Genomic DNA, 26,341 nt, shown 5'->3' on the forward strand with positions numbered 1-26,341 from the left:
GGGTATCCATCACTGGGTTGCCTGTTGTTGGCTGCTGGCTTGTGGGCTGAATGTTAGTATGGCGGCACCGCTCACATCATCTGCCGCATCTGCAGTAAATCGCGGTATTTGAATGAATTGTCCAGCCTGCCATTGTGCGACAAAGCTGTCGAACCGCGATGAAAACGGCCGCCCGGACTGTCCGGTTGCAATCATCATCAGGCTGTCATCGAGATTGGCCAGATCATAGACAGCGCGGTAACCGGCCCCATGGGTCACCGGATATTCACCGGCATCGCCAGCGCGCCCGGCAGCCCGCAGGACGGTATAATTACCGCCATCCATCTCCACATCCTGCCGAAACAGCCCACCGATCATCGGCAGGCGGCCAAGCAGTTGATGGGCGAGCGGTGCCTTGTGCGCCGTACCCCAGCGCCAAGCCTGCCAGTTATAGCCATAGCGCTCGATCAGAATACCCAGCGCCCGGCTCAGCCCGTTGAGCACGGCCTGTTCACAGCTTTCGCTGAACGGCTGGGTATTGATGTCGTCGCACCAGTGCTGGTCATTGCTGATGATCCGCTCGATCAGGCGCGGGTCGCTGCTCGGCAGCAGGGCCGCCTGACGCCCGAGTTCGTCGGAGAGCAGAACAATCGTCATTTCCCGCAGCCATGTGGCGAAGATCAGTGGTTCCGGGCGATCCCGGTCCATGCGTCCATCCCATGATTTAAGCCGCTGCAGGACTTGCCGCTGCATGGCGGTTTCACCCTCGATGCTGTTCAGGATTTTCAGCATGTCGCGGGCGGCCATGGATTGGGTGTCGGTCATCAGGGCGGCGTGATCTGCAGGTTTGGCGATGGCATTGTTGTGCAGCCATTCCTCAATCCGGCGGGCGCGGTAATCCGGCTCCCAGTCATTGGTGATGTGATAGGGGTAGTCGGGCGGCGTCAGGCGATTATTGGCGTTCACGATCATGCCGTCATCCGGGTTATGCACCCGTGGCAAACTGTCGACCGGTATCCAGCCCTTCCAGTTCGGCGCTGTCATTCGGCCATCGAGCGGCACCGTGCCATCGCCAACTGCCCGGATCGGGATGCGGGCCGGGGCAAACAGCCCGATATCGCCAGCAGTATTGGCAAAGACGGCATTCTGCTGCCCGCTCTTGAACCCGGACATGGCCTTGATGAAGTCATCCCAGTTGCGGGCCCGGTTGAGGTGATAGATCGCCTCCCAACTGGTATCGTCCGGTTCCGTCAGCGTGGTGCGGAGGCTGACAAATTTGCCGTCCTCGGTTAGTGCGCCAAGCCGGTCGTCGAGATCGCTGATCACCGGCCCGTGCCGGGTCTGGCGCACGATAAACGGCACGCTGTCGCCATGCTTGCCGATGCTGATTTCCTCAACCCGGTACTCAAACGCCTCATCACCGGTTTCGGTCAGGTAGCGGTCCGGGTCGTCCGGATTTCCCTGTTCGATGAACAGGTCCATGACATCACCGCCGGTGGTGGTGAAGCCCCATGCGGCCTCATCGTTGTGCCCCAGAATGTGGAACGGCACGCCGGGAGCGGTAGCACCGGTGATGGTCAGTTCCGGCGTCTCGATCCGGGCCAGATACCAGAGGATCGGGGCTGCCAGACCCAGATGCGGGTCATTGGCGAGGATCGGCTTGCCACTGGCGGTATGTCGGCCATCGATTGCCCAGACATTGGAGGCGCGGTTCGGCCCGAGGCGCGGTATCGCGGCATCGAGCCCGGCCCAGTCTATCGCGGTGCTTTTCAGGTAATCGACGGCGCTCAGGGTGATGGAACCGTTGCTCTGGTCGAACAGGGTGAGATTGGCGATTTCCTCGGCGCTGAGTTCGGTGGCGAGCAAGGCGCGCATGATCTCGTCATACATATTGCCCGAGAGCTGCAGCCCCATCAGCTTGCCCCAAACCACGCTGTCCGCCGGTTGCCATGGTTCGGGTTCATGCGGACGAATACTGCCCTGCATCAGGCCGAGCAGGCGGAACTCCACTGGTGGCGGATCATCGCTTGTGGTCAGATAGAGATTGACCCCGTCGGCATAGCGCTGGGCCGCCCGTTTGGCCGCGGTGCTGCCCTGTTCGTAATCGGCCTTGGCGTTACGGTAGAAATCGAATGTGCGCATCATGCGGTCGACCTGCAGGGTCAACCGGCCGAGCAGTTCCGACAGCCGCCCCTGACCGGCACGGCGCTGCATTTCCATCTGGAACAAACGGTCCTGCGCATGGACATAACCGAGCGCCACATAGGCGTCATCCATGCTCTCGGCGAAAATATGCGGGATACCATACTCATCCCGCACGACTCGCACCGGTGCCTCAAGCACTTCCCCGGTCATGATTTCGCCGTCGGTTTTGGGCTTTTCAAGGCTCAGCCAGACATAGATGCCGGGCACGGCGATGACGATAAGCACCAGAATTGCGGCGATAAACCAGAGGATAGAGGTCAGGAAACGGTGAAACATCAAATGGGGCTGGATTGGGGCTAAATGCGCCACGGGTTTGGCGCTTTTGTCATAGCACATATATAGTCATGTTAAGCGCGCTGATGATAGCGCATGAACCGGATTTCTTTTACGGGATGGAGTTGATCATGAGTGGTATCCAACCACTGCCACGCCCCGTGGTGCCACCACAAACCTTTGCCGATGCCAATGAGATGGTGCGTACCCTGCGTCCCGATGATCCGGTGATCTGCCTGCGCTCCCACGTCCTGCGTGAAACCGCGGAGAATTTCCGCAACCATTTCCCCGGTCGCGTGCTGTATGCCGTCAAATGCAACCATGAGGCATCATTCCTCGAACCGCTCCATGCCGGTGGCATTGTGGATTTCGATACCGCCTCGATCGGTGAAATTCGCAAGGTACGGGAATTGTTCGGGCGGGGTGTCGGCTCGTTCTTCATGCATCCGGTCAAGGCGCGCAGCGCGATCTATGAAGCCTATTACACCCATGGTGTGCGCACCTTCGTTCTCGACCATATGGATGAGCTGACCAAGATCCGTCAGGAAACCGGCGGTGCCACCGATACCATGCTGATGGTGCGGCTCGCCACGGCGCGCGGTGCGGCGGTCTATGACCTTGGCGGCAAGTTCGGTGCGACGGTTGATGAAGCCGCTGAACTGCTGCGAGAGATTGACCGGCTTGGTCACAAGACCGGTATTGCCTTCCATGTGGGCTCGCAATGTATGGAGCCTTTGGCCTTTGCCCGCGCGCTTGAATTGACCGATGAGGTGCTGAAAAAGGCCGGTGGCGTCAAACCGGCGGTCGTTGATGTGGGTGGTGGTTTCCCTGTCGCCTATATGGGCCTCGATCCGGTGCCGTTTGCCGACTATGCCAAGGCGATCAAACAGGCCTTTGACAGCTATGACTGGTCGAAGGAAGCCGAACTCTGGTGCGAGCCGGGGCGGGGGCTGGTCGCCAGCGGTGCTTCGCTGGTGGTCCGGGTGAAGATGCGTCGGGGCAATTCGCTTTATCTCAATGATGGCATGTATGGCGGGCTGTCCGACCTGCGGTTTGAGGGGCTGACCCCGGCCATGCGCTGCCTGCGCCTCGATGCCGATCCGGTGCGCGGCTGGACGCCGTTCCGGTTTTATGGCCCGACCTGTGACAGCTGCGATGTTATGGAGGGACCATTCTACCTGCCCGAAGACATTGCCGAGGGGGACTGGATCGAGATCGGTCAGGCCGGTGCCTATACCATGGCGCTGCGGACCGAATTCAACGGCTTCCACAAGACCAAGGTTGTCCGGGTACGCGAAGGCGTTTGGGAGAATGCCGATACCGGCCCACTGACCCTGCCGATCCAGGCTGCCGAATAATCTATGGCGGTTTATCAACGACATGAACTGACGCTGCCAAGCCCGTCAGAACCGTTCCGGCAGGTCTATCATGAGTGGCTACCGGATATTCGTGGCAGCAAGGAACTGAATACTGTTTTCTGTGTGCACGGCCTGACCCGCAACGCGAGGGATTTCGACGTGCTGGCCAAGGCGCTGACCGATCGCGGGCACCGGGTGATCTGTCCCGATATTGCCGGGCGGGGGGAGAGCGGCTGGCTGCACAATCCGCTGGAATACAACAATCCGAACTATGCCCAGCATATGGCCGGGCTGATCCTGACACTTGGCATCAGTCAACTGGACTGGGTCGGCACATCCATGGGTGGCCTGATCGGCATGGGCCTCGCCTCGGTGCCAAACAGCGCCATCAACCGGCTGGTGATCAATGATGTTGGCCCGCTCATCCCGGCGGCGGCGCTGAGCCGGATTGGTGAATATGTCGGCCGCAAGCCGGTATTTGCCTCTCTGGAAGAGGTCGAGGCCTATCTGCGCAAGGTCCATGCGCCTTTCGGGCCGCTGACCGACGCACAGTGGCAGCATCTGGCTAAATACGGTGCGCGGCTGGAGGGTGGGCAGTACCGGCTCGCCTATGACCCGAATATTACCGATGCCTTCGTGGAGCCGATTATCGAGGATATTGTCCTCTGGCCGGTCTGGGATGCCATCAAGGCTAAAACGCTGGTGATCAGAGGTGCCGAAAGTGACCTGCTGCCCGCCGTTGTTGCACAGGAAATGGCCCGGCGCGGTCCCAAGACACGTGTGGCCGAGATCGCCGGTTGCGGTCATGCCCCGGCGCTGATGGCGCGCGATCAGGTGATGCTTGTCTGCGACTGGCTGGACCCGTAACTCGACTGCCCATATCCCCATGTTCGACACTCTGGAACGCAGACGTAACCGGCTCGGCTTTACCCCGTTTCAGGCTGAATTCCCGTGGCTGGGCGGTGATCTCCAGACCTTGCGCAATTCCTTCCGCGAAAGCCGCATCACGCCGCTGATTGATGCGCCCGCGCGCAGCATTCGCTTTCCCATGGATGATGGCAGTGGCGATATCCTGATCGGGCAACTGCATGAGGGGCAGGGCGACAAGCCATTGATCTTTCTGGTCCATGGCCTGACCGGTTGCGACGGCAGTCCCGACGTCATTGTGGCGGCCCGGTATTTCATCGAGCGCGGCTATCCGGTTCTGCGGCTCAACCAGCGCGGTGCCGGGCCAACCGCCAGCCTGTGCAAGGGCTTCTATCATGCCGGGCGCAGTGATGATCTGCGCTGTGTCCTGAACCGGCTGGCCGAAGAGTTCAGTGCGCAGGGGATCGTCGTGATCGGCTCTTCCCTTGGTGGCAATGCAAGCCTGAAACTGGCCGGGGAATATGGTGACGAGCCACCGTTATGGCTGAAAGCGGTGGTCAGCATCTGCGCGCCGATCGACCTGTTTGCTACCTCGTACCAATTCCTGAAACCGCGCAATCACTTCTATCACCGCTGGCTGCTGCAGCGGATGAAGCGCCAATGCGCCGATCCGGAGCGACCGCTGCCGGACTGGGCACGGGCGGCGGCGATAAGCGCCAAGGATACCTATGATTTCGATGAGAAATTCACGGGGCCGCTCAATGGCTGGGACGGGGCGCGGCAGTACTATACGGTCAACTCGGCCAATCGCTATATGGATGATATCCGGGTGCCGACACTGGCGATTACGGCGGATAATGACCCATGGGTGCCGTCAGAGCCGTATCACCTGTTCGACTGGTCGCGGAACCAGCGTTACCTGACCCCGCTGATTGCCCGTAGCGGCGGTCATTGCGGCTTTCACGGCAAAACCGGCCCGTGGCACCTGCAGATGGCCGAGCTGTTTCTCGACAATCTCGCCGACCTAGCCTGATTTCAGCAGCTTGGCGGCTTCGACGGCGGCATAGGTGAGGATGCCGTCGGCACCGGCGCGTTTGAAGCAGAGCAGGGATTCCAGCACGGCCTTATCATTGTCGAGCCAGCCGTTCTGTACCGCTGCCTTCATCATCGCGTATTCGCCGCTGACCTGATAGGCGAAGGTCGGCATGGCGAACCGGTCCTTGATCCGGCGGATAACGTCGAGATAGGGCATGCCCGGCTTGACCATGACCATATCCGCGCCTTCCTCAATATCGAGGGCGGTTTCGCGGATGGCTTCATCGGTATTGGCCGGGTCCATCTGATAGGTTTTCTTGTCGCCCTTCAGGTAGCCGTCGGATTGCAGTGCCGCCCGGAACGGACCATAGAAGCATGAGGCATATTTTGCCGAATAGGACATGATCCGCACATGCTCCAGACCATCATTGTCGAGGGCATCACGAATGGCACCGATACGGCCATCCATCATGTCGGACGGGGCGATAACATCAACCCCGGCGTGGGCCTGTGCCAGCGCCTGTTTGCACAGAATGTCGATGGTTTCGTCATTCAGGATACGCGCGTTCTCATCGAGAATGCCGTCATGACCATGGGTGGTGAACGGGTCGAGGGCGACATCGCAGATCACGCCGACATCGGGCACCTGACGCTTCAGCTCGCGCGTCGCACGGCAGGCGAGGCTGTCGGGATTGTAGGATTCACGGCCATCGGCGCTGCGCAAATCCGGTGGTGTGACCGGGAACAGGGCAACCGCCGGGATGCCGAGTTCACCGGCAGCGCCGACCTGATCGACCAGACGGTCGATGGAATAGCGGCTTATGCCGGGCATGGCGTCGATGGCTTCCTCACGATCATCACCATCGAGGATGAAGACCGGCCAGATCAGATCATCGGTGGTCAGGCGGTTTTCCGCGACCATCGCCCGTTGCCAGGCGTCATGACGGTTGCGGCGCATCCGGGTGCGCGGATAGCCGGTTTGGCCGGTACGGTCCTGGTTTGCCTTGCCGGCTGGTTCTGCGCTTGGCTTGGGAAAATCGGAAATATTGCTCATGGGAAGCGTCCGTGCTGGCCTGTTTTGAAACTGAATTTTCGTGACCCTATAGCGACCGGGCTGTTTCGGCAATTATCAGTTCTTGTTATTCTTTGACGCATGAGCGGTATCAGGCATATCCAGCGCGCCCTTGCGGCCTGCTTCACCGGGGTTCTTGCCCTCGGCATCGGCGTTGCTGCCGAGGCGGCGGACCGTGCGGTCATTCAGATGACCCTGCTCGACAGCCCGGATGGGATCGGCCGCATCGTCATGACCGACATTGCCGGTGGCGGGGTCAGCATCGACCCGTTGCTGAAGAACCTGCCGCCCGGCGACCATATGCTCGTGGTACGCCCGGTCCCTGATTGTGACGCCGTCGATAGCGCGGCGGCGGGCCATCTCAACCCGGTGACCAGCGGTGTCTATGATGACCGCGGGGAGCGGGGGGAGATGGCGGTGAATTCGCCTGCCCGGGCAACCCGTCTGGCGGCGTCCAATACCGCGTTTCTTCAGCAGTTGAATGATGATCCGCAGATAGAATTTACTGCTGATGACGTGCCGCTGGCCCCTGACTACAGCCGTGAGGAAGTGAGGCTGGCGCTCGGTGATCTGCCGGATATCGTGGTCAACCAGCATGGGCAGGCAACCCAGATCAGCTACGCGCCACTGATTGCGGTTGCCCAGCTCTATGGTCACTCGCTGATCATCAAACAGAAGACCGAGGTCGGGCAGGTGATCATTGCCTGTGGTCCGATCAGTTACCCCGCAAGACCCTGATATTCCACGATCCTGTTGCGGCGCGTCACTGATTGCCATTGCGTGGTGGCCAGTGACGCTGTTCTATACAGGCAAAAGATAAAACATGGAGGAAGCGGCATGTCGACGGCATTCGATTTGTCAGAAGATCAGGTGCAGTTTCAGGACATGGCGCGCAGTTTTGCCGATGCGTCACTGGCCCCTAATGCCGCCGAGTGGGACGAGCAGGAAATCTTCCCGGTCGATACCCTGCGTGAGGCGGCAACGCTCGGCCTTGCCGGTATCTATTGTCAGGAAGAGTTCGGCGGCACTGGTTTGACCCGTCACGACGCGGCGGTGATTTTCGAGGAACTGTCCACCGGTTGCGTCTCCACCTCGGCCTATCTCTCCATTCACAATATGGCTGCCTGGATGATCGACAGTTTCGGCAATGGCCAGCAGCGCAGCCGCTATCTGCCGAAGCTGTTCTCCATGGAGCATTTTGCCAGCTATTGCCTGACAGAACCGGGGGCGGGGTCGGATGCAGCCTCGCTCAAGACCCGGGCGGTACGCGATGGCGATCATTATGTGCTCAACGGTTCCAAGGCTTTTATCTCCGGCGGTTCCATATCCGATGTCTATGTCGCTATGGTGCGCACGGGCGAGAACGGGCCGAAGGGTATCTCCTGTCTGGTGATCGAAAAGGACACGCCGGGGCTTGGCTTTGGTCAGAAGGAGAAGAAACTCGGCTGGAACTCGCAACCGACCGCTGCCGTAATTTTCGAGGATTGCCGGGTGCCGGTTGCCAACCGGCTCGGCGAAGAGGGCGATGGCTTTAAAATCGCCATGAAGGGGCTTGATGGCGGACGGCTCAATATTGCAGCCTGTTCCCTCGGCGGCGCGCAAAAATGTCTCGATCTTGCGATTGATTATGCCCAGCAGCGCACCCAGTTCGGGCGCAAGATCGCCGAGTTCCAGTCGCTGCAATTCAAGCTGGCGGATATGGCGACAGAACTTGAGGCAGCACGGCTGCTGCTGCACAAGGCGGCGCAGTATCTCGACCGCAGCCACCCGGAGGCGACGCAATATTGCGCCATGGCCAAGCGCTTTGCCACCGACACGGCGTTCAAGGTTTGTAACGAGGCGCTGCAAATCCATGGCGGTTACGGCTATATCCGGGCATACGGCATCGAGCGCTATCTGCGCGATGTGCGGGTGCATCAGATCCTTGAAGGTACCAATGAAATCATGCGCCTGATTATCGCCCGGCGATTGCTGAGCGACATGAAGGCCGCTTGATCTGGCCTGCATTGTCGTGAACATTGCGGGCATCCGATTTTCTACTCTCCACCGATAAAGATTTTTCCATGTCAGAAGCTGAAATCCTGTTTGAACAACGCGGGCCGTTAGGCGTCATTACCCTGAACCGTCCCAAGGCGCTGAATGCCCTCAACCTGCCGATGATCCGTGAGATGACGTCAAAACTGCAGCAATGGGCTGATGATGACAGTATCAGTGCGGTGGTGATTCAGGGGGCGGGGGAGAAGGCCTTCTGTGCCGGTGGCGATGTCAAATCGGTATATCAGGACGGCATGGCTGCGAAGTCAGGTGAGGGCGATGGTCAGATGACCAAGGATTTCTTCCGCGAGGAGTATCAGCTCAACCGGATGATCTATCGCTTTCCAAAACCCTATATCGCGCTGATCGACGGGATCACCATGGGTGGTGGGGTCGGGCTTTCGGTCCATGGTTCGCACCGGGTCGCGACCGAGAAAACCATGCTGGCCATGCCGGAGACGGCAATCGGCCTGTTTCCCGATGTTGGTGCTACCTATGTGCTCGCCCGCTGTCCGGGTGAGACCGGCATCTATCTGGCGCTGACCGGGGATCGTCTGGGCGCTGCCGATGGCCTCTATGCCGGTATTGCCACCCATTATATTGCGTCCGGCGATATGTCTGCGCTGGTCGATGCGTTGGCGAGCGCTGACTGGTCACAGGCGGTCACCGGCAATGAGCGGGCCTTTGTCGATGGCATCATCGCGCAATTCAGCGCTACGCCCGAGGATGGCAAGCTGGAAGCGCTGCAGGATACCATCGATCAGGCCTTCGGTGCCGGTTCGGTCGAGGAGATCATGGCCGAGCTGACCAGCATGACCGGTGACTGGGCGAAGGAAACGCTGGAGACAATGAGCAAGCGCTCACCGACCAGCATGAAGGTGGCTTTCGAGCAGCTGAACCGCGGCGTGGCGCTCGATCTCGAAAGCTGTCTGGTGATGGAATACCGCATGACCCAGGCCTGTATGGCCGGGCATGATTTCTATGAGGGCATCCGTGCGGTGCTGATCGACAAGGATCACAGCCCGTCATGGGAACCGGCCACGGTTGCCGGGGTCAGTGACGATCTGGTGGCACGACATTTCGAGCCGCTGGGTGACGAGGATTTGAGTTTCTGATTACCCGTTTTCAAAACCGCCAATAATAAAATCCGAGGGAACATTCATGAGTACAGCTATCGCCTTTATCGGTCTCGGCAATATGGGGCTGCCCATGGCCAAGAACCTGCTGGCCAAGGGATACAGCGTTACCGGTTTCGATATGTCCGCCGATGCGCTCGCTGCGCTTGAGGCCGCCGGTGGCAAGCGGGCGGAGAGCGCTTCCGCTGCTGCCATGGCGTCCGAGGTGGTCATCACCATGCTGCCGGCAGGCGATCATGTTACCGATGTTTACCTCGGTGATGGCGGGGTGATGAAGGCGTGTCAGGCCGGTACCCTGCTGATTGATTGCTCGACCATTGATGTGGCGAGCGCGCGGGCGGTGGCCGGGGCGGCGGAAACCGCCGGTTTACCAATGCTTGATGCGCCGGTCTCGGGCGGCGTCGTTGGCGCCGAGGCGGCAACCCTAACCTTTATGGTCGGCGGTGATGACGAGGCATTCAAACGCGCCGAGCCGATCCTGAACACCATGGGCAAGAAGGTGGTGCATACCGGCGGGGCCGGGAACGGGCAGGCGGCCAAGATCTGCAACAATATGATGCTCGGCATCCAGATGCTCTCGGTCTGTGAGGCCTTCGCCCTTGCCGACAAGCTGGGACTCGATCCGGAGAAACTCTATGAGGTCAGTTCAACCTCATCCGGCCAGTGCTGGTCCCTGACCACCTATTGCCCATACCCGGATGTGCTCGAGGGCACGCCATCCTGTAATGGTTACAAGCCCGGTTTCACCACGGCGATGATGCTCAAGGATTTGCGCCTTGCCCAGCAGGCAGCCGCTGTAACCGGCGCTGTAACGCCGCTCGGGGCGGAAACCACGGCCATGTATGCCATGCATGTAAACGGTGGCAACGGCGCACTGGATTTCTCGTCAATACTAAAGATGTTGCGTGGCGCTTGACGATTCAGTCGAAAAACGTTGATGTAGAGGGGATATGTTTGGTTCTGGCGCTGCTATTGGGCGCAAAGGGTCGGATCGGCTGATAATCGGCTTGAATTAGGGCGCGAAACTGCCGGTCCCGTTAAATGTGGCAATGCCATCTCATTGATGTGCTACGGATCATGAGATAACTGGCTCGCTACTGTTCAGTCTATGAGGAGGTTACCGTGCAGCACCCCTATTTTGAGTGCATCACGCTCGTTGAACGTCTGCACCGACAATTTCTCGATGTTCTCAAGATTGAACTCGAGCGTGCCGGTATTCAGGACATCAACAACGTCCAGTCGCTGATCCTGTACAACATCGGACAGGATGAACTGACTGTCGGCGAGTTGACCGCACGGGGCTATTATCTCGGCTCGAACGTTTCCTACAACCTCAAGAAGATGGTTGAGAATGGCTATCTGGTTCAGGAGCGTTCCGTACATGACCGCCGCTCTATCCGGGTCAAGCTTTCGGAGAAGGGGCATGCGATCCGCACCCTGATGAACGAAGTGTTTGAGCGTCATATCGCCAATGTCGAGAATTCCGGCCTCGACCTCGAGAAGCTGAAGGACGTCAATGACGCCCTGAAGAATCTGGAGCGTTTCCTGACCGGTCAGGTCGGTTACTCACCTCTCAATCAGGTTCCCGCCTAAAGCCGGGTGCGGGTGCCGCGCCTGACTTGCGATATTGGTTTGCGACCAGAGGGCAGATCGAGCGCATGGCACGCGACGACGACCAGCAAAAGCCAAATAGGCCAAAACAGAATACAGCGCCTGCCGGTACGCATCTGAATGCCTACCAGCAGGCGTCTTTGCTTGGACAAATGGTGCCGGTGACATTGCCGGGCAGTACCTCACCGAAGGCCAAATCGGCAGCCGGACAGCAGGGCGCTTCCCGGTCCCGGCAGGGCAAGCGTCAGCACGCGCGGCCCGAGGGCGATATTATCGGCCCCAATGACGAAATTATCTTCGAGCACGCGACTCGTGGTGCCTTTACCCAGATTTCAGCGATGCATGTGCCGACACTGACCGAGGTATCGGCAGTCGGGTCCGCGCAAGCGAGCGAATTTGAATTACAGCAGCTGGCGCTGGCAAAACTGCGCTTTGTCCTGCGCAAGAAGCTGGGCGAGGGATCATGATCCTGTCGTGATCCGGCAGGCATTTGTCGCGTTTGTGATCCTTGCAGGGCTGGTGCGACGCTTCCGGCGATTGCCCTTGGTGCCCCGGATGCGTATTGTCCGCCCCACACGAAACATTTGCTGCCCGGAGTACCATTGCAATGAAAGTTGCCGTCGCGTCGGATCACGCAGGTTACGACCTGAAACAGGAAGTCGTTGCCTATCTCAAGGAACTGGGGCATGAGGCGCTTGATCTCGGTACCCATGAGGGCGCTTCGGTTGATTATCCCGACTATGGTAAAAAGCTGGGTGAGGCAGTTGCCGATGGCACGGCTGAACGCGGGATTGCCATCTGCGGTTCGGGTATCGGTATCTCGATTGCTGCCAACCGGATTGCCGGTGTGCGCGCCGCCCTTTGTGGCGATGGATTGATGGCGCGCCTGAGCCGCCAGCACAACGACGCCAATGTTCTGGCGCTCGGTGCACGGCTGATCGGCGTGGAAACCGCCAAGGATTGTGTTGTTACTTTTCTGAACACTGCCTATGAAGGCGGCAGACATGACCGCCGGGTTGCAAAACTCGGCTGATATTTCACCCCGTGCCGGACTGAACAGAGTTACACAGACAAGATAGGGAACAGGCCTGATGTCAAACGCAGCAACCAACACCAATGTCGCATCCCATAACATGCACCATGAAGGTTTCTTCGATCAGGACCTTGCCGCGCGCGACCCGGAAATTTTCAAGTCCATCAAGGACGAGCTGGCCCGCCAGCAGCATTCGATAGAGCTGATCGCTTCTGAAAACATCGTCTCCAAGGCGGTGATGGAAGCCCAAGGCTCGGTTATGACCAACAAATATGCCGAGGGCTACCCGGACAAGCGCTATTACGGTGGTTGCGAGTTCGTTGATGTCGCCGAGAAGTTGGCGCAGGAGCGTATCTGCAAGCTGTTCGATTGCAGCTTTGCCAATGTCCAGCCGCATTCCGGCGCACAGGCCAACCAGGCGGTCATGATGGCGCTGGTTCAGCCGGGCGAAACCATTCTCGGCATGTCATTGGCATCCGGTGGTCACCTGACCCACGGTTCTGCCCCGAACCAGTCCGGCAAGTGGTTCAATGCAGTCCAGTACGGCGTGCGTCGTCAGGATGGCCTGCTTGACTATGATGAAATTCAGGAACTGGCGACCGAGCACAAGCCAAAGCTGATCATCGCCGGTGCTTCTGCCTATCCACGGGTGATCGACTGGGAACGCTTCCGCAAGATCGCTGACAGCGTCGGTGCCTATCTGCATGCGGATATGGCGCATTATGCCGGTCTGGTTGCCGTTGGTGAGTATCCATCACCGCTGCCACACGCCCATATCGTCACTACCACCACCCACAAGACCCTGCGTGGTCCACGCGGTGGTGTGATCCTGTCCAATGACGCCGATCTCGGCAAGAAGATCAATTCTGCCGTATTCCCCGGCCTGCAGGGCGGCCCGCTGATGCACGTCATCGCGGCCAAGGCGGTTGCGTTCGGTGAAGCGCTCCAGCCCGAGTTCAAAACCTATATCAAACAGGTTCTGGAAAATGCCCGGGTTCTCGCTGGTACCCTCGAGGCAGGCGGTGTCGACATCGTCTCCAACGGTACCGACAGCCACATGATTCTCGTCGATCTCCGCCCGAAAGGCCTGACCGGCAATATCGTGGAAGAGGCTCTGGAGCGTGCGGGTCTGACCTGTAACAAGAACTCTGTCCCGTACGACCCCGAAAAGCCGTTCGTTACTTCCGGTGTCCGTCTCGGCACCCCGGCGGCAACCTCCCGCGGCTTTGGCGCTGCCGAGTTCAAGAAGGTCGGCGAACTGATCATCGAGGTTCTCGACGGCCTGAAAGAAAACGGTGCCGAGAACAATGGTGCGGTCGAGCAGAAAGTCGCGGCGGAAGTGCGCGAACTCTGTGATCGTTTCCCGATCTACGCTGACTAAAAATATACATTTGGGGTCTTATTTCGGCCTTTTGGGTGATGTAATTCGCGCAGAATCAGCGTGTTTTGCATCATTTATACGCATTTCGCGTAGTTTTAATGATGCGTTTTGCGTCATTAAAGCGCTATATATGCATGGTGTCGACTAACGAGACCACTAATTGTTGAGTACCCATGCGCTGCCCATTCTGCGGGAATCAGGACACCCAGGTTAAGGATTCACGCCCGACCGAGGATAACACCTCGATCCGTCGGCGGCGGTTCTGTCCGCAATGCGCTGCCCGTTTCACGACATTCGAGCGGGTACAGCTGCGCGACCTCGTGGTGCTGAAATCAGAAGGCAAGCGCGAGCCGTTTGACCGGGACAAGATCCTGCGCTCGATGCAGATCGCCCTCCGCAAACGTCCGATCAGTGAGGAACAGCTGGAGCGCATGGTCAATTCCATCGTGCGCCGCCTTGAGTCCAGTGGCGACAACGAGGTTCATGCCAATCAGATCGGTGAGGTGGTGATGGAATCCCTCGCTGAACTCGATCCGGTTGCCTATGTGCGCTATGCTTCGGTCTATAAGGACTTCCGGGAAGCGGCAGACTTCAACGAGTTCCTTGAGGAAATCGGTCGCGATCCGTCCGAACTGCCGCTGCCGGGCAAGAAGAAGTCCACCAAGAAGAAATAACAGAAGAAAAATAACAGACGCTGGAGTCAGCGCTATTTCAGTCCAAGCAACCCATTCCGAGGACCTGCGGTTTATGGCGATCGCCATAGCGCTGGGCAAGCGCGGTCTCGGCCATTGCTGGCCCAATCCCGCTGTCGGTTGCGTTATCGTCAATAACGGCATGATTGTCGGTCGCGGTACCACCCGACCGGGCGGTCGGCCCCATGCCGAGGTGGTGGCGCTGGGGCAGGCGGGGGAGCGGGCGCGTGGCGGTACGGCCTATGTCACCCTTGAGCCCTGCGCCCATTATGGCCAGACACCACCCTGTGCCGATGCCCTGTTGGTGGCGGGTGTGCGCCGGGTTGTCATCGCCTGTGATGATCCCGACCCACGGGTTGACGGGCGCGGGATCGACAAGCTGCAATCCGCCGGGGTTGAGGTCGTACTCGGCATCGGTGCCGAGGCTGCTGCTGCCGATCTGCAGGGTTTTTTCCTGCGGGTGCGTGAGGGCAGGCCGCTATTCACGCTCAAGACCGCGACCAGTGCCGATGGTCGTATCGCGCTCGCCAGTGGTGCCAGTCAGTGGATCACCGACCCGGAAGCCCGCGCCATGGGCCATGCCCTGCGCGCCAGCCATGACGGCATTCTGGTTGGCAAGGGCACTGCCCTGACCGATGATCCCATGCTAACGGTACGCCTGCCGGGTCTCTCAGGACAGTCGCCCGTGCGCATCTTGCTCGATACCGAACTTGCCGTCCCGGCCACTTCCCGGCTGGCGGAAACCGCATCGGAACTGCCGGTCTGGGTTGTGACCCTCAATGCCGGTATGGCGGCGGAGACATGGGCCGAATGCGGTGCCGAGATCATCAACCCGGCAGATATGAAACCGCTTACCATCGCCAGGGCTCTGGGGGAAAAGGGGCTGACCCGGGTACTGATCGAGGGCGGCGGACAGGTGGCCGGATCGTTCCTTCGGCATTCACTGGTGGACCGGATCGAGTGGTTCCGCAGCAGCCGGATTATTGGTGCCGATGGCCGTCCCGCCATTGCGCCGCTTGATCTCGATGACCTCGAGGACAGCAACAAGTTTCGACGCGAGGCGATCCATACCCTTGGCAGGGATTGCTGGGAACGCTATGTGCATATCTAACAGATGCGGATACGCCATCCGCATACCCGTCATTTGAAGCCCAATATATCTATGTTTACAGGCCTGATTACCGATCTCGGCACGCTCACCAAAATCGAGCAGCCGGGCGATACCCATCTCACCATCCGCACCGGCTTTGATATGGCCAGTGTCGATATGGGCGCATCCATCGCCTGTTCCGGTGTCTGCCTGACGGTGGTAGAGAAGGGCGCGGACAGCTTCCGTGTCGTGGCGTCCGGTGAGACCCTCGACAAGACCACGATCGGCAGTTGGCAGACCGGGCGGCGGATCAATCTCGAACGCTCGCTTACCCTCGGTCAGGAACTGGGCGGGCACTTCGTATTCGGTCATGTCGATGGTCTCGCAACCCTGCGCGATGCCCGGCAGGAAGGCGAGAGCTGGCGTCTGACCATTGCGCCACCGGCAACGCTGATGCCCTATATCGCCTCTAAGGGATCGGTGACACTTGATGGTATCTCACTGACGGTCAACGAGGTTGGTGCGGACAGTTTCGGGGTCAATATCATTCCCCATACATGGACCGCGACCTCATTGCATCTGACCGAAGCCGGACAACAGATGAACATCGAAATTGATATGCTGGCCCGCTATGTGGCACGGCAATTGGAGTATCGGTCATGACCGAGGTAAGCACTGCGCCGACAGCAGAGATGGCGACCGCCGAGGAGCTGATCGAGGAAGCGCGTCAGGGCCGCATGGTTGTGCTGGTCGATGATGAGGATCGCGAGAATGAGGGCGATCTGGTCATTCCCGCCGATTGCGCCGATGCTGATGCCATCAACTTCATGGCGAAATACGGTCGCGGGCTGATCTGTCTCGCACTGACGTCGGAGCGGGCCGATGATCTTGGCCTCAAGCTGATGACCTCGCACAACTCGTCCCGGCACGAAACCGCGTTCACTATTTCCATCGAGGCGCGGGAAGGGGTGACCACCGGTATTTCCGCCGCCGACCGCGCCCATACGATTGCGGTTGCGATCAATCAGTCCAGTACGGCAAGCGACCTTGCAACCCCCGGCCATGTCTTTCCTCTGCGCGCCCGCGATGGCGGGGTGCTGGTCCGTGCCGGCCATACGGAAGCGGCGGTTGATCTGGCGCGCCTCGGTGATCGCAAAGCTGCGGGCGTGATCTGTGAGATCATGAATGATGACGGCACCATGGCCCGTCTGCCCGACCTGATCCCCTTCGCCCGACAGCACGGTCTCAAAATTGGCACGATTGCCGATCTGATCGCCTATCGCCGCCGGACCGAGAAGCTGGTGCGCCGTGAGTTGGAAGCACCGTTCACAAGCAGCTTCGGCGGTGAGTTTCGTATGATCGTCTATGCCAATGAGAGCGAGTATGCCGAACACGTCGCCTTTGTCATGGGCGATGTGGACAGCGATGAGCCGTCACTGGTGCGGATGCACGCCCTAGATATCTTTGATGACCTGCTCGGCTTCAACAACAGCCAGCGCGGTGCGGAACTGCAGCAGTCGATGCAGGCCATTGCCGAGGCCGGGCGTGGTGCCGTGGTTATCCTGCGTGAGCCGCAGGCAAATACTCTGTCCCAGCGCTTCCGTACCAGAATTGATGAGAAATCCAGATCGTCACATGAATTGCGTGACTATGGTGTCGGTGCCCAGATACTACGTGATCTTGGCATCCGGCGAATGATCCTGTTATCAAACAGTCGTCGGACTGTTATTGGTCTCGATGGTTATGGTCTGGAGATCACCGGCTATCAGCCTATCCCGATCTGAACCATCACAGCATGCTGCAAGGAAACTCCCAGAAGTGATTGAATCACCACATCTTATGATTGTCGAGGCACGCTATTACGAGGACGTGTCTAATAATCTCCTGAAGGGCGCAACCGAAGCCATCGAACGCTTTGGTGCCAGCTATGAAGTCTATACCGTGCCCGGTGCCCTCGAGATTCCTTCTGCCATTCGCTATGCCGTCCGCTCCATGGATTACTTCACCGCCCGGCGGCGCTTTGACGGCTACATTGCCCTTGGCTGTGTGATCCGTGGCGAGACCAGCCATTATGATGTGGTGTGCAACGAGAGCGCTCGTGGTATCTATCAGATGGCGCTGCAATATACGCTGGCAGTCGGTAATGGCATTCTGACCTGCGAGAATATGGATCAGGCAATGGAACGCGCCGATCCGGCCCGCAAGAACAAGGGCGGGGAGGCGGCTGACGCCTGTCTCAACCTTATCAAGCTGAAACACCAGTTCCGCCTCTATCCACGTTGATCACGTCTATGACCGAGCAAGCCGCACAACCAGCCAAGAAGAGCAAACGTCCCGACAAGGGCGGGTTTCGTGCGCGCACCACAGCGCGGCTCGGTGCCGTTCAGGTTCTGTATGAGCTGGAGATGAACCCGGACCGGATGGCGGAGCCTGCGGTTCGCGATTATCTGGAACGGCCACCACCGGTTGATCCCGACAGTGCCGAGGACACACGCATTGTTCCACCCGATACCCAGCTGTTGTCAAAGCTGGTTCGGGGCACGACGGCCCAGGTATCCGATCTCGATGCCATGATCGACGGTGCTGTGACTGCGCCCTGGTCGCCGGAGCGGATCGAGCCGCTGCTGCGCTGTGTCCTGCGTGCCGGTGCCTATGAGCTCCTGTCCCATGGTGAGTACGACACCTCACTGCTGATCAAGGAATACATGACCGTGACCGACAGCTTCTTCAGCGAGAAGGAGCCAAAGCTGGTCAATGCGGTGCTGGATCGTCTCGGCAAACAACTTCGGGGCTGACCCTTGGCGTGGAAGATTGGCGAATTTGACCGGATCGACCGCTTTCTGAAGCCTTTGGCTGCCGGTTTCGAGGGTAGCCTGAACCTCACCGATGATGCCGCATTGCTGGCCCCGATAGCGGGCGAGGAGCATGTGGTCACCCTCGACACCATGGTCGAGGGCACGCATTTCCTGCCCGATACAGAGCCTGAGCAACTGGCGCAGAAGCTGCTGCGGGTCAATCTGTCAGACCTCGCCGCTATGGGTGCGCGTCCGGTTGCCTATTTCCTGTCACTGACCCTGCCGGATAAATGCGATGAGCGCTGGCTGCATGCCTTCACCGACGGGTTGGCGCGCGATCAGGAAACCTTCGGCCTGCATCTCGCCGGTGGCGATACCACCTCGACCAAGGGCCCACTGGTTATCAGCATCACGATTATCGGCAGCGTTCCAGCAGGGCAGGCTTTCAAACGGAGCGGGGCAAAAGCCGGGGATGCAGTCATGGTCTCCGGTACCGTAGGTGACGGCTATCTCGGGCTGATGGCGGCGCAGGGTGGTTTGGGCACCTTGCCGGATGTGGCCCGTGATGCCCTGATGAAGCGCTACAACTTGCCCAATCCGCGCGTTACGCTGGCCCGGTGGTTGCGTGAGCAGGGGATTGCGGTACATGCGGCGGTTGATCTCTCTGATGGTCTGGCGGCCGACCTCGGCCACATATGCCGTCACTCGAATCTGCGGGCGGAAATCGGGATAAATCGCATTCCGCTATCCCAATCCTCGAAAATGGCCATTGAAGCGCAATTTATTTCTGCCGTCGAATTACTCGGTGGCGGGGATGATTATGAGCTGATTTTTACCGTCCCCGAGGCCAATGCTGAGGCACTGATTGCCGCTGCCGACCGGGCCAATATGCCGAAACTGAGCATGATCGGGAAGATGGTTTCCCCTGATACGGATCAGGGAAAGTCAGACGTATGCGTATATGTTTATGATGCAGACGGGCGGGAATTGCCCCTGTCTGTTTCGGGCTGGCAACACGGCCAATAAACCGCGCGTTTTTGCTAAAATTTTCGCTAAATTTTAATTTAATCAGCAAAAACAAGCGCTTACGGCGCTCGGTCAAGCTAAAAATTTTACAAAATTTACGTTTCTTTACTTGTGCAATGCGGCATGGCCCGGCATCTTATCACCTGCGTGGGGGTAAGGGATCACGCGCTTCCCGGCCTTTGTTTCAAGGGCCACCAATATATCCGAGGGGGATATGCCGATGAAAGCTGCAATGATTGCAGTCGTTTTAGCTGTGCTGTTAGCGGTTGGTGGGATTGTGTTTCAGATTTCGCCGGTCACTGCCGCTTCTCCTGGGGGGGATGCAAGCGACAGTAGCCATGGTGATGATGGGATTCTGAAACCCGTCGGTCCCGCATTCGTGCAGTTGCCGCCAATGCGGATGCCGGTTGTTCACGACAAACGAACCATCCAGTTCGTTGAACTCAATGTCATGATTGAGGTCGAGGACACCGATGTTGCAGCTCAATATGAAGAGAAGATGACCTATCTGCAGGATAAGGTGTTTTCCAATCTTCATGGACGATTTGATGTCACCGTTGGCCAGGATGGTGCGCGTATCGACACCAAACTGTTGAAGCGTAAGGTTGCGGCCGCTGCTGCTGCTGTCATGGGGCGTGAAACGGTCAAGGATGTACTCATCCAGAACCTGCGTCAGCGTCGCATCTGACCTTATTGCTCAATCGGCATTGAAGGGGCTGATCCTCGGGGATCAGCCCTTTTGTCATTTCCGGTGCCGGTTTTTATGGTCCTGACAGACGGTTTTCCGCAGGAAAGCGGTCAGAACAAGCATCCCCGGTTGCTTTCTATCGAGTGCTCGGGCATCTTCTCGCCGCTTGGGCAGTGTTGTTTCGTATGAAAACAATCCTGATTGCAGGCATGAAATTCTCGAACCGCCACGGTTCAATAATCAAAAGCATCGCAGGAGCAGCCGATAAATGTGCTGCTCTGCTTCAAAAAACAAGCGGTGCAATAACGGATATGAGGAAACGGATAGATGGTATTAACCCTTATCATCGTTATCGCATGTGGTGCGATGGCCCTCGGTTACGGCGTGTTCGCCGGTCGTCAGGTGCTCGCCGCCAGTGCGGGTAATGAGCGCATGCAGGAGATCGCCGGTGCGATCCAGGAGGGTGCGCAAGCCTATTTGAACCGCCAGTATCGCGCGATTGCCTTTGCCGGTGTTCCGGTTGGCATCCTGCTCGGAGCCTTTCTCGGTCTGCCGGTCGCCATTGGCTTCTTTATCGGCGCCATTCTGTCAGGTATCGCCGGTTACATCGGCATGAACGTATCGGTCCGCGCCAATGTGCGTACCACCGAAGCCGCCCGCAACGGTCTCGTCCCGGCGCTCGACATTGCCTTCAAATCCGGTGCGATCACCGGTTTCCTCGTGGTTGGTCTCGGCCTGCTCGGCGTGGCGATCTATTACGGTCTGCTGCTGGCGATCGGTGTTGAGGAACGTCACATGCTGGAGGCGCTGGTTGCGCTCAGCTTCGGTGCGTCCCTGATCTCGATCTTCGCCCGTCTCGGTGGCGGTATCTTCACCAAGGGTGCAGATGTCGGTGCTGACCTCGTCGGCAAAATCGAAGCCGGTATCCCGGAAGATGATCCCCGTAACCCGGCGGTGATCGCCGATAACGTTGGTGACAATGTCGGTGACTGTGCCGGTATGGCGGCTGACCTGTTCGAGACCTATGCCGTGACCATCGTTGCGACCATGCTGCTGGCTGCGATCACCTTCACCGGTGACATCAAGTCCAGCATGATGGCATTCCCGCTGGTTGTCGGTGCGGTCTGTATTCTTGGCTCCATCGTCGGTACCTTCTTCGTCAAGCTCGGCGAGAACAACAACATCATGGGCGCTCTGTATAAGGGCTTTCTGGTCAGTGCCGCGGCATCCGCGATCCTGATCATTCTCGCGATCTCGATCATGTTCGGGTTCAGCACCGAGTTTGATAAGGGCATTACCGGTACCAGCCTTCTGGCCTGTGCGTTCACCGGTCTGATCGTGACCGGGCTGCTGGTCTGGATCACCGAGTTCTATACCTCAACCGAGTTCCGCCCGGTTAAGTCTGTCGCTCGTGCATCCGAAACCGGTCATGCAACCAACATCATTCAGGGTATCGCGGTCTCGCTTGAGGCGACGGCTCTGCCGGTGATTGTGATCTGTGCCGGTATCATCGCGGCATACTCTGCTGCCGGTATCTATGGCATCGCCATTGCGGCAACCACGATGCTGGCGCTGGCCGGTATGGTTGTGGCGCTCGATGCCTATGGTCCGGTTACCGATAACGCCGGTGGTATCGCCGAGATGGCGGAACTGCCCGACGATGTTCGTGAGACGACTGACGCGCTCGATGCGGTCGGTAACACTACCAAGGCTGTAACCAAGGGCTATGCCATCGGTTCTGCCGGTCTTGCCGCCCTCGTGCTGTTTGCTGCCTATATCGAGGATCTGAAATTCTACTTCCCCGATGCGGTGGTGAATTTCTCGCTGCAGAACCCTTATGTAGTTGTCGGTCTCTTTATCGGCGGTCTGCTGCCATATCTGTTCGGTGCCATGGGCATGACTGCGGTTGGTCGTGCTGCCGGTTCCGTCGTGGTTGAAGTCCGTCGCCAGTTCCGGGAAATCCCCGGCATCATGGAAGGCGAGGCCAAACCCGAATACGGCAAGGCGGTCGATCTCCTGACCCAGTCCGCGATCAAGGAAATGATCATACCATCACTGCTGCCGGTTCTGGCGCCTGTGGTGCTCTATGTCATCGTTCTGGTTGTGGGCGGACAGGTTGCTGCCTTCGAGGCTGTTGGTGCCATGCTGCTCGGCGTGATCGTCACCGGCCTGTTCGTGGCTATCTCCATGACCTCCGGCGGTGGTGCATGGGATAATGCCAAGAAGTACATCGAGGAAGGTAACCATGGCGGCAAGGGCTCGGACGCCCACCATGCCGCGATTACCGGTGATACCGTGGGCGACCCGTACAAGGATACGGCTGGCCCGGCGGTCAATCCGATGATCAAGATTACCAATATCGTGGCGATCCTGCTGCTGGCCATTCTCGCCAAGCTGTTTGCCTGATCCTGACAGCTTGGCCTTAAACGAACAAAAGCCCCGGTCGATTGATCGGGGCTTTTTCGTTGGTGATTGTTTGATGCCTGAGGGGCTTAACCGCCCTCGGGATTGAACTTGCCGAGGTTGCCGAGCAGCTGTTCCAGCGCGCCGAGCTCGCGGCCACGGGTCGGGGTCTCGCGATCGACGAGGTTCACGTCCTGCGCATCCTCGAGGCCGAGCTGTTCCATGCTGACCAGCGTGCCGTCCTGATCGAATTGCAGCTTCAGAATCCGCCGCTCCACCACATCGGGGTTGAAGAAGGCGGTTTTCTCGGTGATCTGGCCGATATAGTACCAGGTGTCCTGATCGAAGGTCGCGCGCGAGGTCGGGGTGCCGAGGGCGTTCAGCACCTCAACCCGGTTCATCTCGCCGACCTTGATCCGCGACAGTCGCGCGTCATCAATCAGATTGCCGCGCTGCGCCGTCACCGGGCTGCAGGCCGCAAGGCCAATCAGGGTGAGGGCAATCGCAACGGTTTTTCCGCCGGAATTAATCGAGTTTGTTGTAAACATCCAGGTCACCGCCTATTGAAGGGCATACATGCCCTGTCACTATCTTGCGCACATGAATAGCCTACCCGGTATATCCTTGTGAAGCGCTTGTCAGCAGGGATCGGGTTCCCACATTTAGGGGCAACACATGGATTGCCCGGAAGCTGTCGCCGTATCATGCTGAAAAATCTGTTGAATCGCCTGCAGAATGTCTCGCCGCTCTATAACGCCGTGGTGCGACAATCCCGCCTGCCGGTATTTTATTCCGGGCTCGGTGTTGCCGATACGGTCTGGGGACGGCTCGATATGCTCTATCTGCACGTCTTTGTGGCGCTGAGCGGGCTGTCGGATTCTGAGCCTGCCGATGGCCGCTATATCGATGCGTTTTTCCAGAACATGTTCAAGCGCGATATTGATAATGCGCTTCGGGAAATGGGCGTTGGTGACCTCAGTGTCGGGCGCAAGGTCAAGAAGATGGCTGAGGATTATCACGGTCGGGCAACGGCCTATCGCTCGGCGCTTGCCAGTGACGACTTCTCCGAACTGCCACCGGTTATCACGCGCAACCTGCTGGCACATATCGAGGATGCCGAACTTGCCCGCGGTTATGCCGAGGCGCTGGCCGGTTATATGCGACAGTCGATGCAGATCGTCTCCGGCCTTGATCGTGCAACCCTGCTGTCCGGCAATATCCCATGGCCGGTGGTGACGCTGGCAGAAGATACATCGTTGGAAGTACAGCCGTTACGAATCCCGGCTGAATAACCCTTTTCAGGACAAGGCATATGGTTACGCCCAAAAATGAACCCGAATTCAACCGCCCGGTTTCAATCGAACAGATCGACCGCCGGGAAGGTGTCTGGACCGAAACCGCCAGCACCGACGAATGTGTGTTCGTGGCTGAACGTCTGAAAATTCCAGCTGTCCGCAGTCTGTCGGTCGAGGCGGAATGCACGCTGCTCGATGGCGGTCGCTTTGTTCGCATCAAGGGCGAGGTGAAGGCTGATGTGACCCTGACCTGCAGCCTCAGCCTTGAGGAATTCGACACCAGCTATGCCGAAAGCTTCGATTTGCGGCTCGCGGTTGCGGGCAAGGTAAAGCCGGAGCGTGAGATAATTCCCCATGAAGAACTTGACGTTGATGAAGCGACAGACCTGTTCCCGGACTTTACCGATGGCCAGTATGTCAATCTCGGCGAGATCGCGGTTGAGGCGCTGAGCCTTGCAATCCCTGACTATCCGCGTGCCCCCGATGCCGAATTGCCAGCCGGTGTTCAGGCTGAGGAAGAGGGCAAAAAGCAGGCCGAGGAAGAGAATACCCACCGGCCATTTGCCAAACTTGCGATCCTGAAAGACCATAAACCGGACGCAGAGTAGCTATCTCTTTCATCGCCCGACTTGATGCGGCGGAAGAATTTGGTTACAACCACGCGGCTCACGGGCGCGCAACCGGCTGATGCTGGCTGGATTGCAGCCTTGCCCGATGACAAAAGTTTCGATTTTGCCGTAACACGTTCAACTTGCTTTCCAGTTACACGGCATGGAAAGCACGGGTTCAGAAGGCTGTGAACGGGCCTGACCGGACCTATAAAAGAAGACATATTAGTGAGTAGAGACCATGGCAGTTCCAAAGAGTAAAATCTCCAAATCCCGCCGCAACATGCGCCGGGCCCACGATGCACTGACTTCACCAACCTATGTTGAAAACCCCGACACAGGCGAAGTGCACCGTCCACACCACATCGATCTGAAAACCGGCATGTATCGCGGTCGTCAGGTCATTGAGGGCAAGGATCAGTTCTGATCCAGACCGGAACAGCCTCACCATAACCCGCACCGTCCCGGTGTGGGGCATGGTGGGCTTGTGTCCGTTTCAATGTGACTTTTCAAACTGTATTGTTGTGGTTCGGCGGTTCCGGTCCCAGATAACAATCTGATCGGATGTCGTCATCATGACCAAGTCGGGTAAAGCCATGTCTGCGGGATATACGATCGCCATTGATGCGATGGGCGGGGATAATGCCCCCGATGCGATCGTTGCCGGTGCCGAACTGGCACTCAAGCGCTATCCGGACATTCGCTATATTCTGGTTGGTGATGAAGCCCGGCTGAAGCCGCTGCTGGACAAGCACCGGCAGTTGCAGGCCTGTGCCACCATCCATCATGCCCCGGATGCCATCTCTACCGATATGAAGCCGTCACAGGCGCTGCGTTCCGGTCGGCAGTCCAGCATGCGCATGGCGATTGATCTGGTCGATGCGGGCGAGGCGGATTGCATCGTCTCTGCCGGCAATACCGGTGCGCTGATGGCCATGGCCAAGTTTGTGCTGAAAACCCTGCCGGGAATTTCCCGTCCGGCGATTGCCTCCTTCTTCCCGACCCAGCGCAGCGAGAGCGTCATGCTCGACCTCGGCGCCAATCTGGAATGCTCGGTGCCGAACCTCGTGCAGTTTGCGGTTATGGGCGCTGTCTTCGCCAATACCGTGCTCGGACGGCAGAACCCGACCATCGGCCTGCTCAATGTCGGTGCCGAGGAGCAGAAGGGCAATGACACGATCCGCGAGGCCGCCGCCACCCTGCGTACCATGACGCTGCCTGGTGAGTTTCAGGGCTTTATTGAGGGCAATGATATTCCCTCCGGTTCCGTTGATGTGGTTGTCACTGATGGCTTCACCGGCAATATCGCGCTGAAAACCGCGGAAGGCACGGCTCAGCTTTATTCCAGCTTCCTGCGCAATACCTTTGCCGCCTCGCTGATGGCGCGGCTCGGTTATCTGCTGGCCCGTCCGGCGTTCCTCAAGCTGAAGAAGCGTACCGATCCGCGCCGGTATAATGGCGGCGTCTTTCTCGGCCTGCGTGGCATCTGTGTGAAGAGCCATGGTGGGACCGATGCGGTGGGTTTCAGCAACGCTGTCGGTGTTGCCTACGACCTGCTAAAAGAAAACTGTAATCCCAAGATCGAAGCGGGTATTTCTGAGCTGCCGGCCGAGCTGCTGAAGGGCAATGGCGGTGCTGCATCTTCCGAGGCGGAAGAGGCGGCACAACCGGAAACCGACAAGGCGGCTGCCACTGATCTGGCCGGTTCGTGAGTTTGACTTTTTCAGGCCCGCATTCAGGGCAAAGCGTTTGTAGGTTCA

Annotated in this window: 27 protein-coding genes; 24 read left to right on the forward strand and 3 right to left on the reverse strand. The window is 58.6% G+C overall.

Annotated elements, in window-relative coordinates; genetic code table 11:
• Window positions 1–9: 9 nt before the first annotated feature.
• Window positions 10–2,520, reverse strand: coding sequence for a hypothetical protein (locus CBB62_07670; GenBank protein ID OUT42163.1), 2,511 nt, complete (start codon window positions 2,518–2,520; stop codon window positions 10–12).
• 56 nt (window positions 2,521–2,576) lie between these two features.
• Here CBB62_07670 and CBB62_07675 point away from each other — a divergent pair, with 56 nt between their 5' ends.
• The 3 genes from CBB62_07675 to CBB62_07685 are packed head-to-tail and all read left to right on the forward strand — an operon-like array spanning window position 2,577 to window position 5,715.
• Entirely contained in the window at window positions 2,577–3,815 is a 1,239-nt protein-coding gene (locus tag CBB62_07675; GenBank protein OUT42164.1) for a hypothetical protein, read from the forward strand.
• A 3-nt stretch (window positions 3,816–3,818) separates the two neighbouring features.
• Window positions 3,819–4,682, forward strand: a complete 864-nt coding sequence (locus tag CBB62_07680; GenBank protein OUT42165.1) for a hypothetical protein — start codon at window positions 3,819–3,821, stop codon at window positions 4,680–4,682.
• A gap of 19 nt (window positions 4,683–4,701) precedes the next feature.
• On the forward strand, window positions 4,702–5,715 hold the full coding sequence (locus tag CBB62_07685) for a hypothetical protein (protein OUT42166.1): 1,014 nt from the start codon (window positions 4,702–4,704) through the stop codon (window positions 5,713–5,715).
• Here the strand turns inward: CBB62_07685 and CBB62_07690 are convergent.
• Window positions 5,707–6,771, reverse strand: coding sequence for a delta-aminolevulinic acid dehydratase (locus CBB62_07690; protein OUT42167.1), 1,065 nt, complete (start codon window positions 6,769–6,771; stop codon window positions 5,707–5,709). The two genes, CBB62_07685 and CBB62_07690, sit on opposite strands and share 9 nt — an antisense overlap.
• Before the next feature lie 99 nt (window positions 6,772–6,870).
• Here CBB62_07690 and CBB62_07695 point away from each other — a divergent pair, with 99 nt between their 5' ends.
• From CBB62_07695 to hppA, 17 genes are all read left to right on the forward strand, one after another.
• Window positions 6,871–7,527: a hypothetical protein gene (locus tag CBB62_07695; GenBank protein OUT42168.1), complete on the forward strand. Its 657-nt coding sequence runs from the start codon at window positions 6,871–6,873 to the stop codon at window positions 7,525–7,527.
• A 99-nt stretch (window positions 7,528–7,626) separates the two neighbouring features.
• Window positions 7,627–8,784 carry an acyl-CoA dehydrogenase gene (locus CBB62_07700; GenBank protein ID OUT42169.1) on the forward strand — a complete coding sequence of 386 codons (1,158 nt, stop codon included), beginning with the start codon at window positions 7,627–7,629 and terminating at the stop codon, window positions 8,782–8,784.
• 68 nt (window positions 8,785–8,852) lie between these two features.
• Complete coding sequence (locus tag CBB62_07705) at window positions 8,853–9,938, forward strand: enoyl-CoA hydratase (GenBank protein OUT42170.1); 1,086 nt, start codon at window positions 8,853–8,855, stop codon at window positions 9,936–9,938.
• Between the two features lie 46 nt (window positions 9,939–9,984).
• On the forward strand, window positions 9,985–10,875 hold the full coding sequence (locus tag CBB62_07710) for a 3-hydroxyisobutyrate dehydrogenase (GenBank protein ID OUT42171.1): 891 nt from the start codon (window positions 9,985–9,987) through the stop codon (window positions 10,873–10,875).
• Window positions 10,876–11,081: 206 nt separating this feature from the next.
• A complete protein-coding gene (locus tag CBB62_07715) occupies window positions 11,082–11,552 on the forward strand; it encodes a MarR family transcriptional regulator (protein OUT42172.1) in 471 nt (156 codons plus the stop codon).
• Between the two features lie 170 nt (window positions 11,553–11,722).
• A complete protein-coding gene (locus CBB62_07720; protein OUT42173.1) occupies window positions 11,723–12,037 on the forward strand; it encodes a hypothetical protein in 315 nt (104 codons plus the stop codon).
• A 140-nt stretch (window positions 12,038–12,177) separates the two neighbouring features.
• On the forward strand, window positions 12,178–12,603 hold the full coding sequence (locus CBB62_07725; GenBank protein ID OUT42174.1) for a ribose 5-phosphate isomerase B: 426 nt from the start codon (window positions 12,178–12,180) through the stop codon (window positions 12,601–12,603).
• Between the two features lie 100 nt (window positions 12,604–12,703).
• Window positions 12,704–13,984 (forward strand): serine hydroxymethyltransferase, encoded by a 1,281-nt coding sequence (gene glyA / locus CBB62_07730; GenBank protein ID OUT42700.1) that lies wholly within the window; start codon window positions 12,704–12,706, stop codon window positions 13,982–13,984.
• Between the two features lie 173 nt (window positions 13,985–14,157).
• A complete protein-coding gene (locus CBB62_07735) occupies window positions 14,158–14,658 on the forward strand; it encodes a transcriptional regulator NrdR (protein ID OUT42175.1) in 501 nt (166 codons plus the stop codon).
• Window positions 14,659–14,731: 73 nt separating this feature from the next.
• Complete coding sequence (locus CBB62_07740; protein OUT42176.1) at window positions 14,732–15,787, forward strand: riboflavin biosynthesis protein RibD; 1,056 nt, start codon at window positions 14,732–14,734, stop codon at window positions 15,785–15,787.
• A gap of 51 nt (window positions 15,788–15,838) precedes the next feature.
• A complete protein-coding gene (locus CBB62_07745; GenBank protein ID OUT42177.1) occupies window positions 15,839–16,429 on the forward strand; it encodes a riboflavin synthase in 591 nt (196 codons plus the stop codon).
• Window positions 16,426–17,550 (forward strand): 3,4-dihydroxy-2-butanone-4-phosphate synthase, encoded by a 1,125-nt coding sequence (locus CBB62_07750; protein OUT42178.1) that lies wholly within the window; start codon window positions 16,426–16,428, stop codon window positions 17,548–17,550. The genes CBB62_07745 and CBB62_07750 overlap by 4 nt, the downstream gene beginning before the upstream one ends.
• Window positions 17,510–18,049, forward strand: coding sequence for a 6,7-dimethyl-8-ribityllumazine synthase (locus tag CBB62_07755; GenBank protein ID OUT42179.1), 540 nt, complete (start codon window positions 17,510–17,512; stop codon window positions 18,047–18,049). Before CBB62_07750 ends, CBB62_07755 begins: the two co-directional genes overlap by 41 nt.
• An 8-nt stretch (window positions 18,050–18,057) precedes the next feature.
• Window positions 18,058–18,561 carry a transcription antitermination factor NusB gene (locus tag CBB62_07760; protein OUT42180.1) on the forward strand — a complete coding sequence of 168 codons (504 nt, stop codon included), beginning with the start codon at window positions 18,058–18,060 and terminating at the stop codon, window positions 18,559–18,561.
• Window positions 18,562–18,564: 3 nt separating this feature from the next.
• Window positions 18,565–19,587: a thiamine-phosphate kinase gene (locus CBB62_07765; GenBank protein OUT42181.1), complete on the forward strand. Its 1,023-nt coding sequence runs from the start codon at window positions 18,565–18,567 to the stop codon at window positions 19,585–19,587.
• Window positions 19,588–19,801: 214 nt separating this feature from the next.
• A complete protein-coding gene (locus CBB62_07770) occupies window positions 19,802–20,275 on the forward strand; it encodes a hypothetical protein (GenBank protein OUT42182.1) in 474 nt (157 codons plus the stop codon).
• 327 nt (window positions 20,276–20,602) lie between these two features.
• Entirely contained in the window at window positions 20,603–22,681 is a 2,079-nt protein-coding gene (gene hppA, locus CBB62_07775) for a sodium-translocating pyrophosphatase (protein ID OUT42183.1), read from the forward strand.
• A gap of 86 nt (window positions 22,682–22,767) precedes the next feature.
• Here hppA and CBB62_07780 read toward each other — a convergent pair whose 3' ends face one another.
• Complete coding sequence (locus CBB62_07780; GenBank protein OUT42184.1) at window positions 22,768–23,226, reverse strand: hypothetical protein; 459 nt, start codon at window positions 23,224–23,226, stop codon at window positions 22,768–22,770.
• Window positions 23,227–23,382: 156 nt separating this feature from the next.
• On the opposite strand from CBB62_07780, the gene CBB62_07785 reads away from it, so the two are divergent.
• The 4 genes from CBB62_07785 to CBB62_07800 all read left to right on the forward strand — a co-directional run bounded on the left by CBB62_07785 (window position 23,383) and on the right by CBB62_07800 (window position 26,293).
• Window positions 23,383–23,970, forward strand: a complete 588-nt coding sequence (locus CBB62_07785) for a hypothetical protein (GenBank protein ID OUT42185.1) — start codon at window positions 23,383–23,385, stop codon at window positions 23,968–23,970.
• A gap of 20 nt (window positions 23,971–23,990) precedes the next feature.
• Complete coding sequence (locus tag CBB62_07790; protein OUT42186.1) at window positions 23,991–24,581, forward strand: hypothetical protein; 591 nt, start codon at window positions 23,991–23,993, stop codon at window positions 24,579–24,581.
• A gap of 241 nt (window positions 24,582–24,822) precedes the next feature.
• Entirely contained in the window at window positions 24,823–25,008 is a 186-nt protein-coding gene (locus CBB62_07795; protein OUT42187.1) for a 50S ribosomal protein L32, read from the forward strand.
• A 169-nt stretch (window positions 25,009–25,177) separates the two neighbouring features.
• The gene (locus tag CBB62_07800; GenBank protein ID OUT42701.1) at window positions 25,178–26,293 is read left to right on the forward strand and encodes a phosphate acyltransferase; all 1,116 of its coding nucleotides are present in this window, start codon (window positions 25,178–25,180) and stop codon (window positions 26,291–26,293) included.
• Window positions 26,294–26,341: the final 48 nt, after the last annotated feature.

Origin of the sequence: Micavibrio sp. TMED2 (assembly GCA_002168225.1) — a bacterium.
GTDB lineage: Bacteria > Pseudomonadota > Alphaproteobacteria > TMED2 > TMED2 > TMED2.

Bases quoted from the DNA above. Each gene is read 5' to 3' on its own strand.
- glyA (OUT42700.1), top strand. From the start codon at position 12,704: ATGCACCATGAAGGTTTCTTCGATCAGGACCTTGCCGCGCGCGACCCG.
- CBB62_07760 (OUT42180.1), top strand. From the start codon at position 18,058: ATGACCGAGCAAGCCGCACAACCAGCCAAGAAGAGCAAACGTCCCGAC.
- CBB62_07685 (OUT42166.1), top strand. From the start codon at position 4,702: ATGTTCGACACTCTGGAACGCAGACGTAACCGGCTCGGCTTTACCCCG.
- CBB62_07705 (OUT42170.1), top strand. From the start codon at position 8,853: ATGTCAGAAGCTGAAATCCTGTTTGAACAACGCGGGCCGTTAGGCGTC.
- CBB62_07710 (OUT42171.1), top strand. From the start codon at position 9,985: ATGAGTACAGCTATCGCCTTTATCGGTCTCGGCAATATGGGGCTGCCC.
- CBB62_07745 (OUT42177.1), top strand. From the start codon at position 15,839: ATGTTTACAGGCCTGATTACCGATCTCGGCACGCTCACCAAAATCGAG.
- CBB62_07680 (OUT42165.1), top strand. From the start codon at position 3,819: ATGGCGGTTTATCAACGACATGAACTGACGCTGCCAAGCCCGTCAGAA.
- CBB62_07750 (OUT42178.1), top strand. From the start codon at position 16,426: ATGACCGAGGTAAGCACTGCGCCGACAGCAGAGATGGCGACCGCCGAG.
- CBB62_07795 (OUT42187.1), top strand. From the start codon at position 24,823: ATGGCAGTTCCAAAGAGTAAAATCTCCAAATCCCGCCGCAACATGCGC.
- CBB62_07675 (OUT42164.1), top strand. From the start codon at position 2,577: ATGGAGTTGATCATGAGTGGTATCCAACCACTGCCACGCCCCGTGGTG.
- CBB62_07670 (OUT42163.1), bottom strand. From the start codon at position 2,520: ATGTGCTATGACAAAAGCGCCAAACCCGTGGCGCATTTAGCCCCAATC.
- CBB62_07755 (OUT42179.1), top strand. From the start codon at position 17,510: ATGGTCTGGAGATCACCGGCTATCAGCCTATCCCGATCTGAACCATCA.
- CBB62_07785 (OUT42185.1), top strand. From the start codon at position 23,383: ATGCTGAAAAATCTGTTGAATCGCCTGCAGAATGTCTCGCCGCTCTAT.
- CBB62_07725 (OUT42174.1), top strand. From the start codon at position 12,178: ATGAAAGTTGCCGTCGCGTCGGATCACGCAGGTTACGACCTGAAACAG.
- CBB62_07780 (OUT42184.1), bottom strand. From the start codon at position 23,226: ATGTTTACAACAAACTCGATTAATTCCGGCGGAAAAACCGTTGCGATT.
- CBB62_07800 (OUT42701.1), top strand. From the start codon at position 25,178: ATGTCTGCGGGATATACGATCGCCATTGATGCGATGGGCGGGGATAAT.
- CBB62_07700 (OUT42169.1), top strand. From the start codon at position 7,627: ATGTCGACGGCATTCGATTTGTCAGAAGATCAGGTGCAGTTTCAGGAC.
- CBB62_07790 (OUT42186.1), top strand. From the start codon at position 23,991: ATGGTTACGCCCAAAAATGAACCCGAATTCAACCGCCCGGTTTCAATC.
- CBB62_07720 (OUT42173.1), top strand. From the start codon at position 11,723: ATGGTGCCGGTGACATTGCCGGGCAGTACCTCACCGAAGGCCAAATCG.
- CBB62_07740 (OUT42176.1), top strand. From the start codon at position 14,732: ATGGCGATCGCCATAGCGCTGGGCAAGCGCGGTCTCGGCCATTGCTGG.
- CBB62_07695 (OUT42168.1), top strand. From the start codon at position 6,871: ATGAGCGGTATCAGGCATATCCAGCGCGCCCTTGCGGCCTGCTTCACC.
- CBB62_07735 (OUT42175.1), top strand. From the start codon at position 14,158: ATGCGCTGCCCATTCTGCGGGAATCAGGACACCCAGGTTAAGGATTCA.
- hppA (OUT42183.1), top strand. From the start codon at position 20,603: ATGGTATTAACCCTTATCATCGTTATCGCATGTGGTGCGATGGCCCTC.
- CBB62_07770 (OUT42182.1), top strand. From the start codon at position 19,802: ATGCCGATGAAAGCTGCAATGATTGCAGTCGTTTTAGCTGTGCTGTTA.
- CBB62_07690 (OUT42167.1), bottom strand. From the start codon at position 6,771: ATGAGCAATATTTCCGATTTTCCCAAGCCAAGCGCAGAACCAGCCGGC.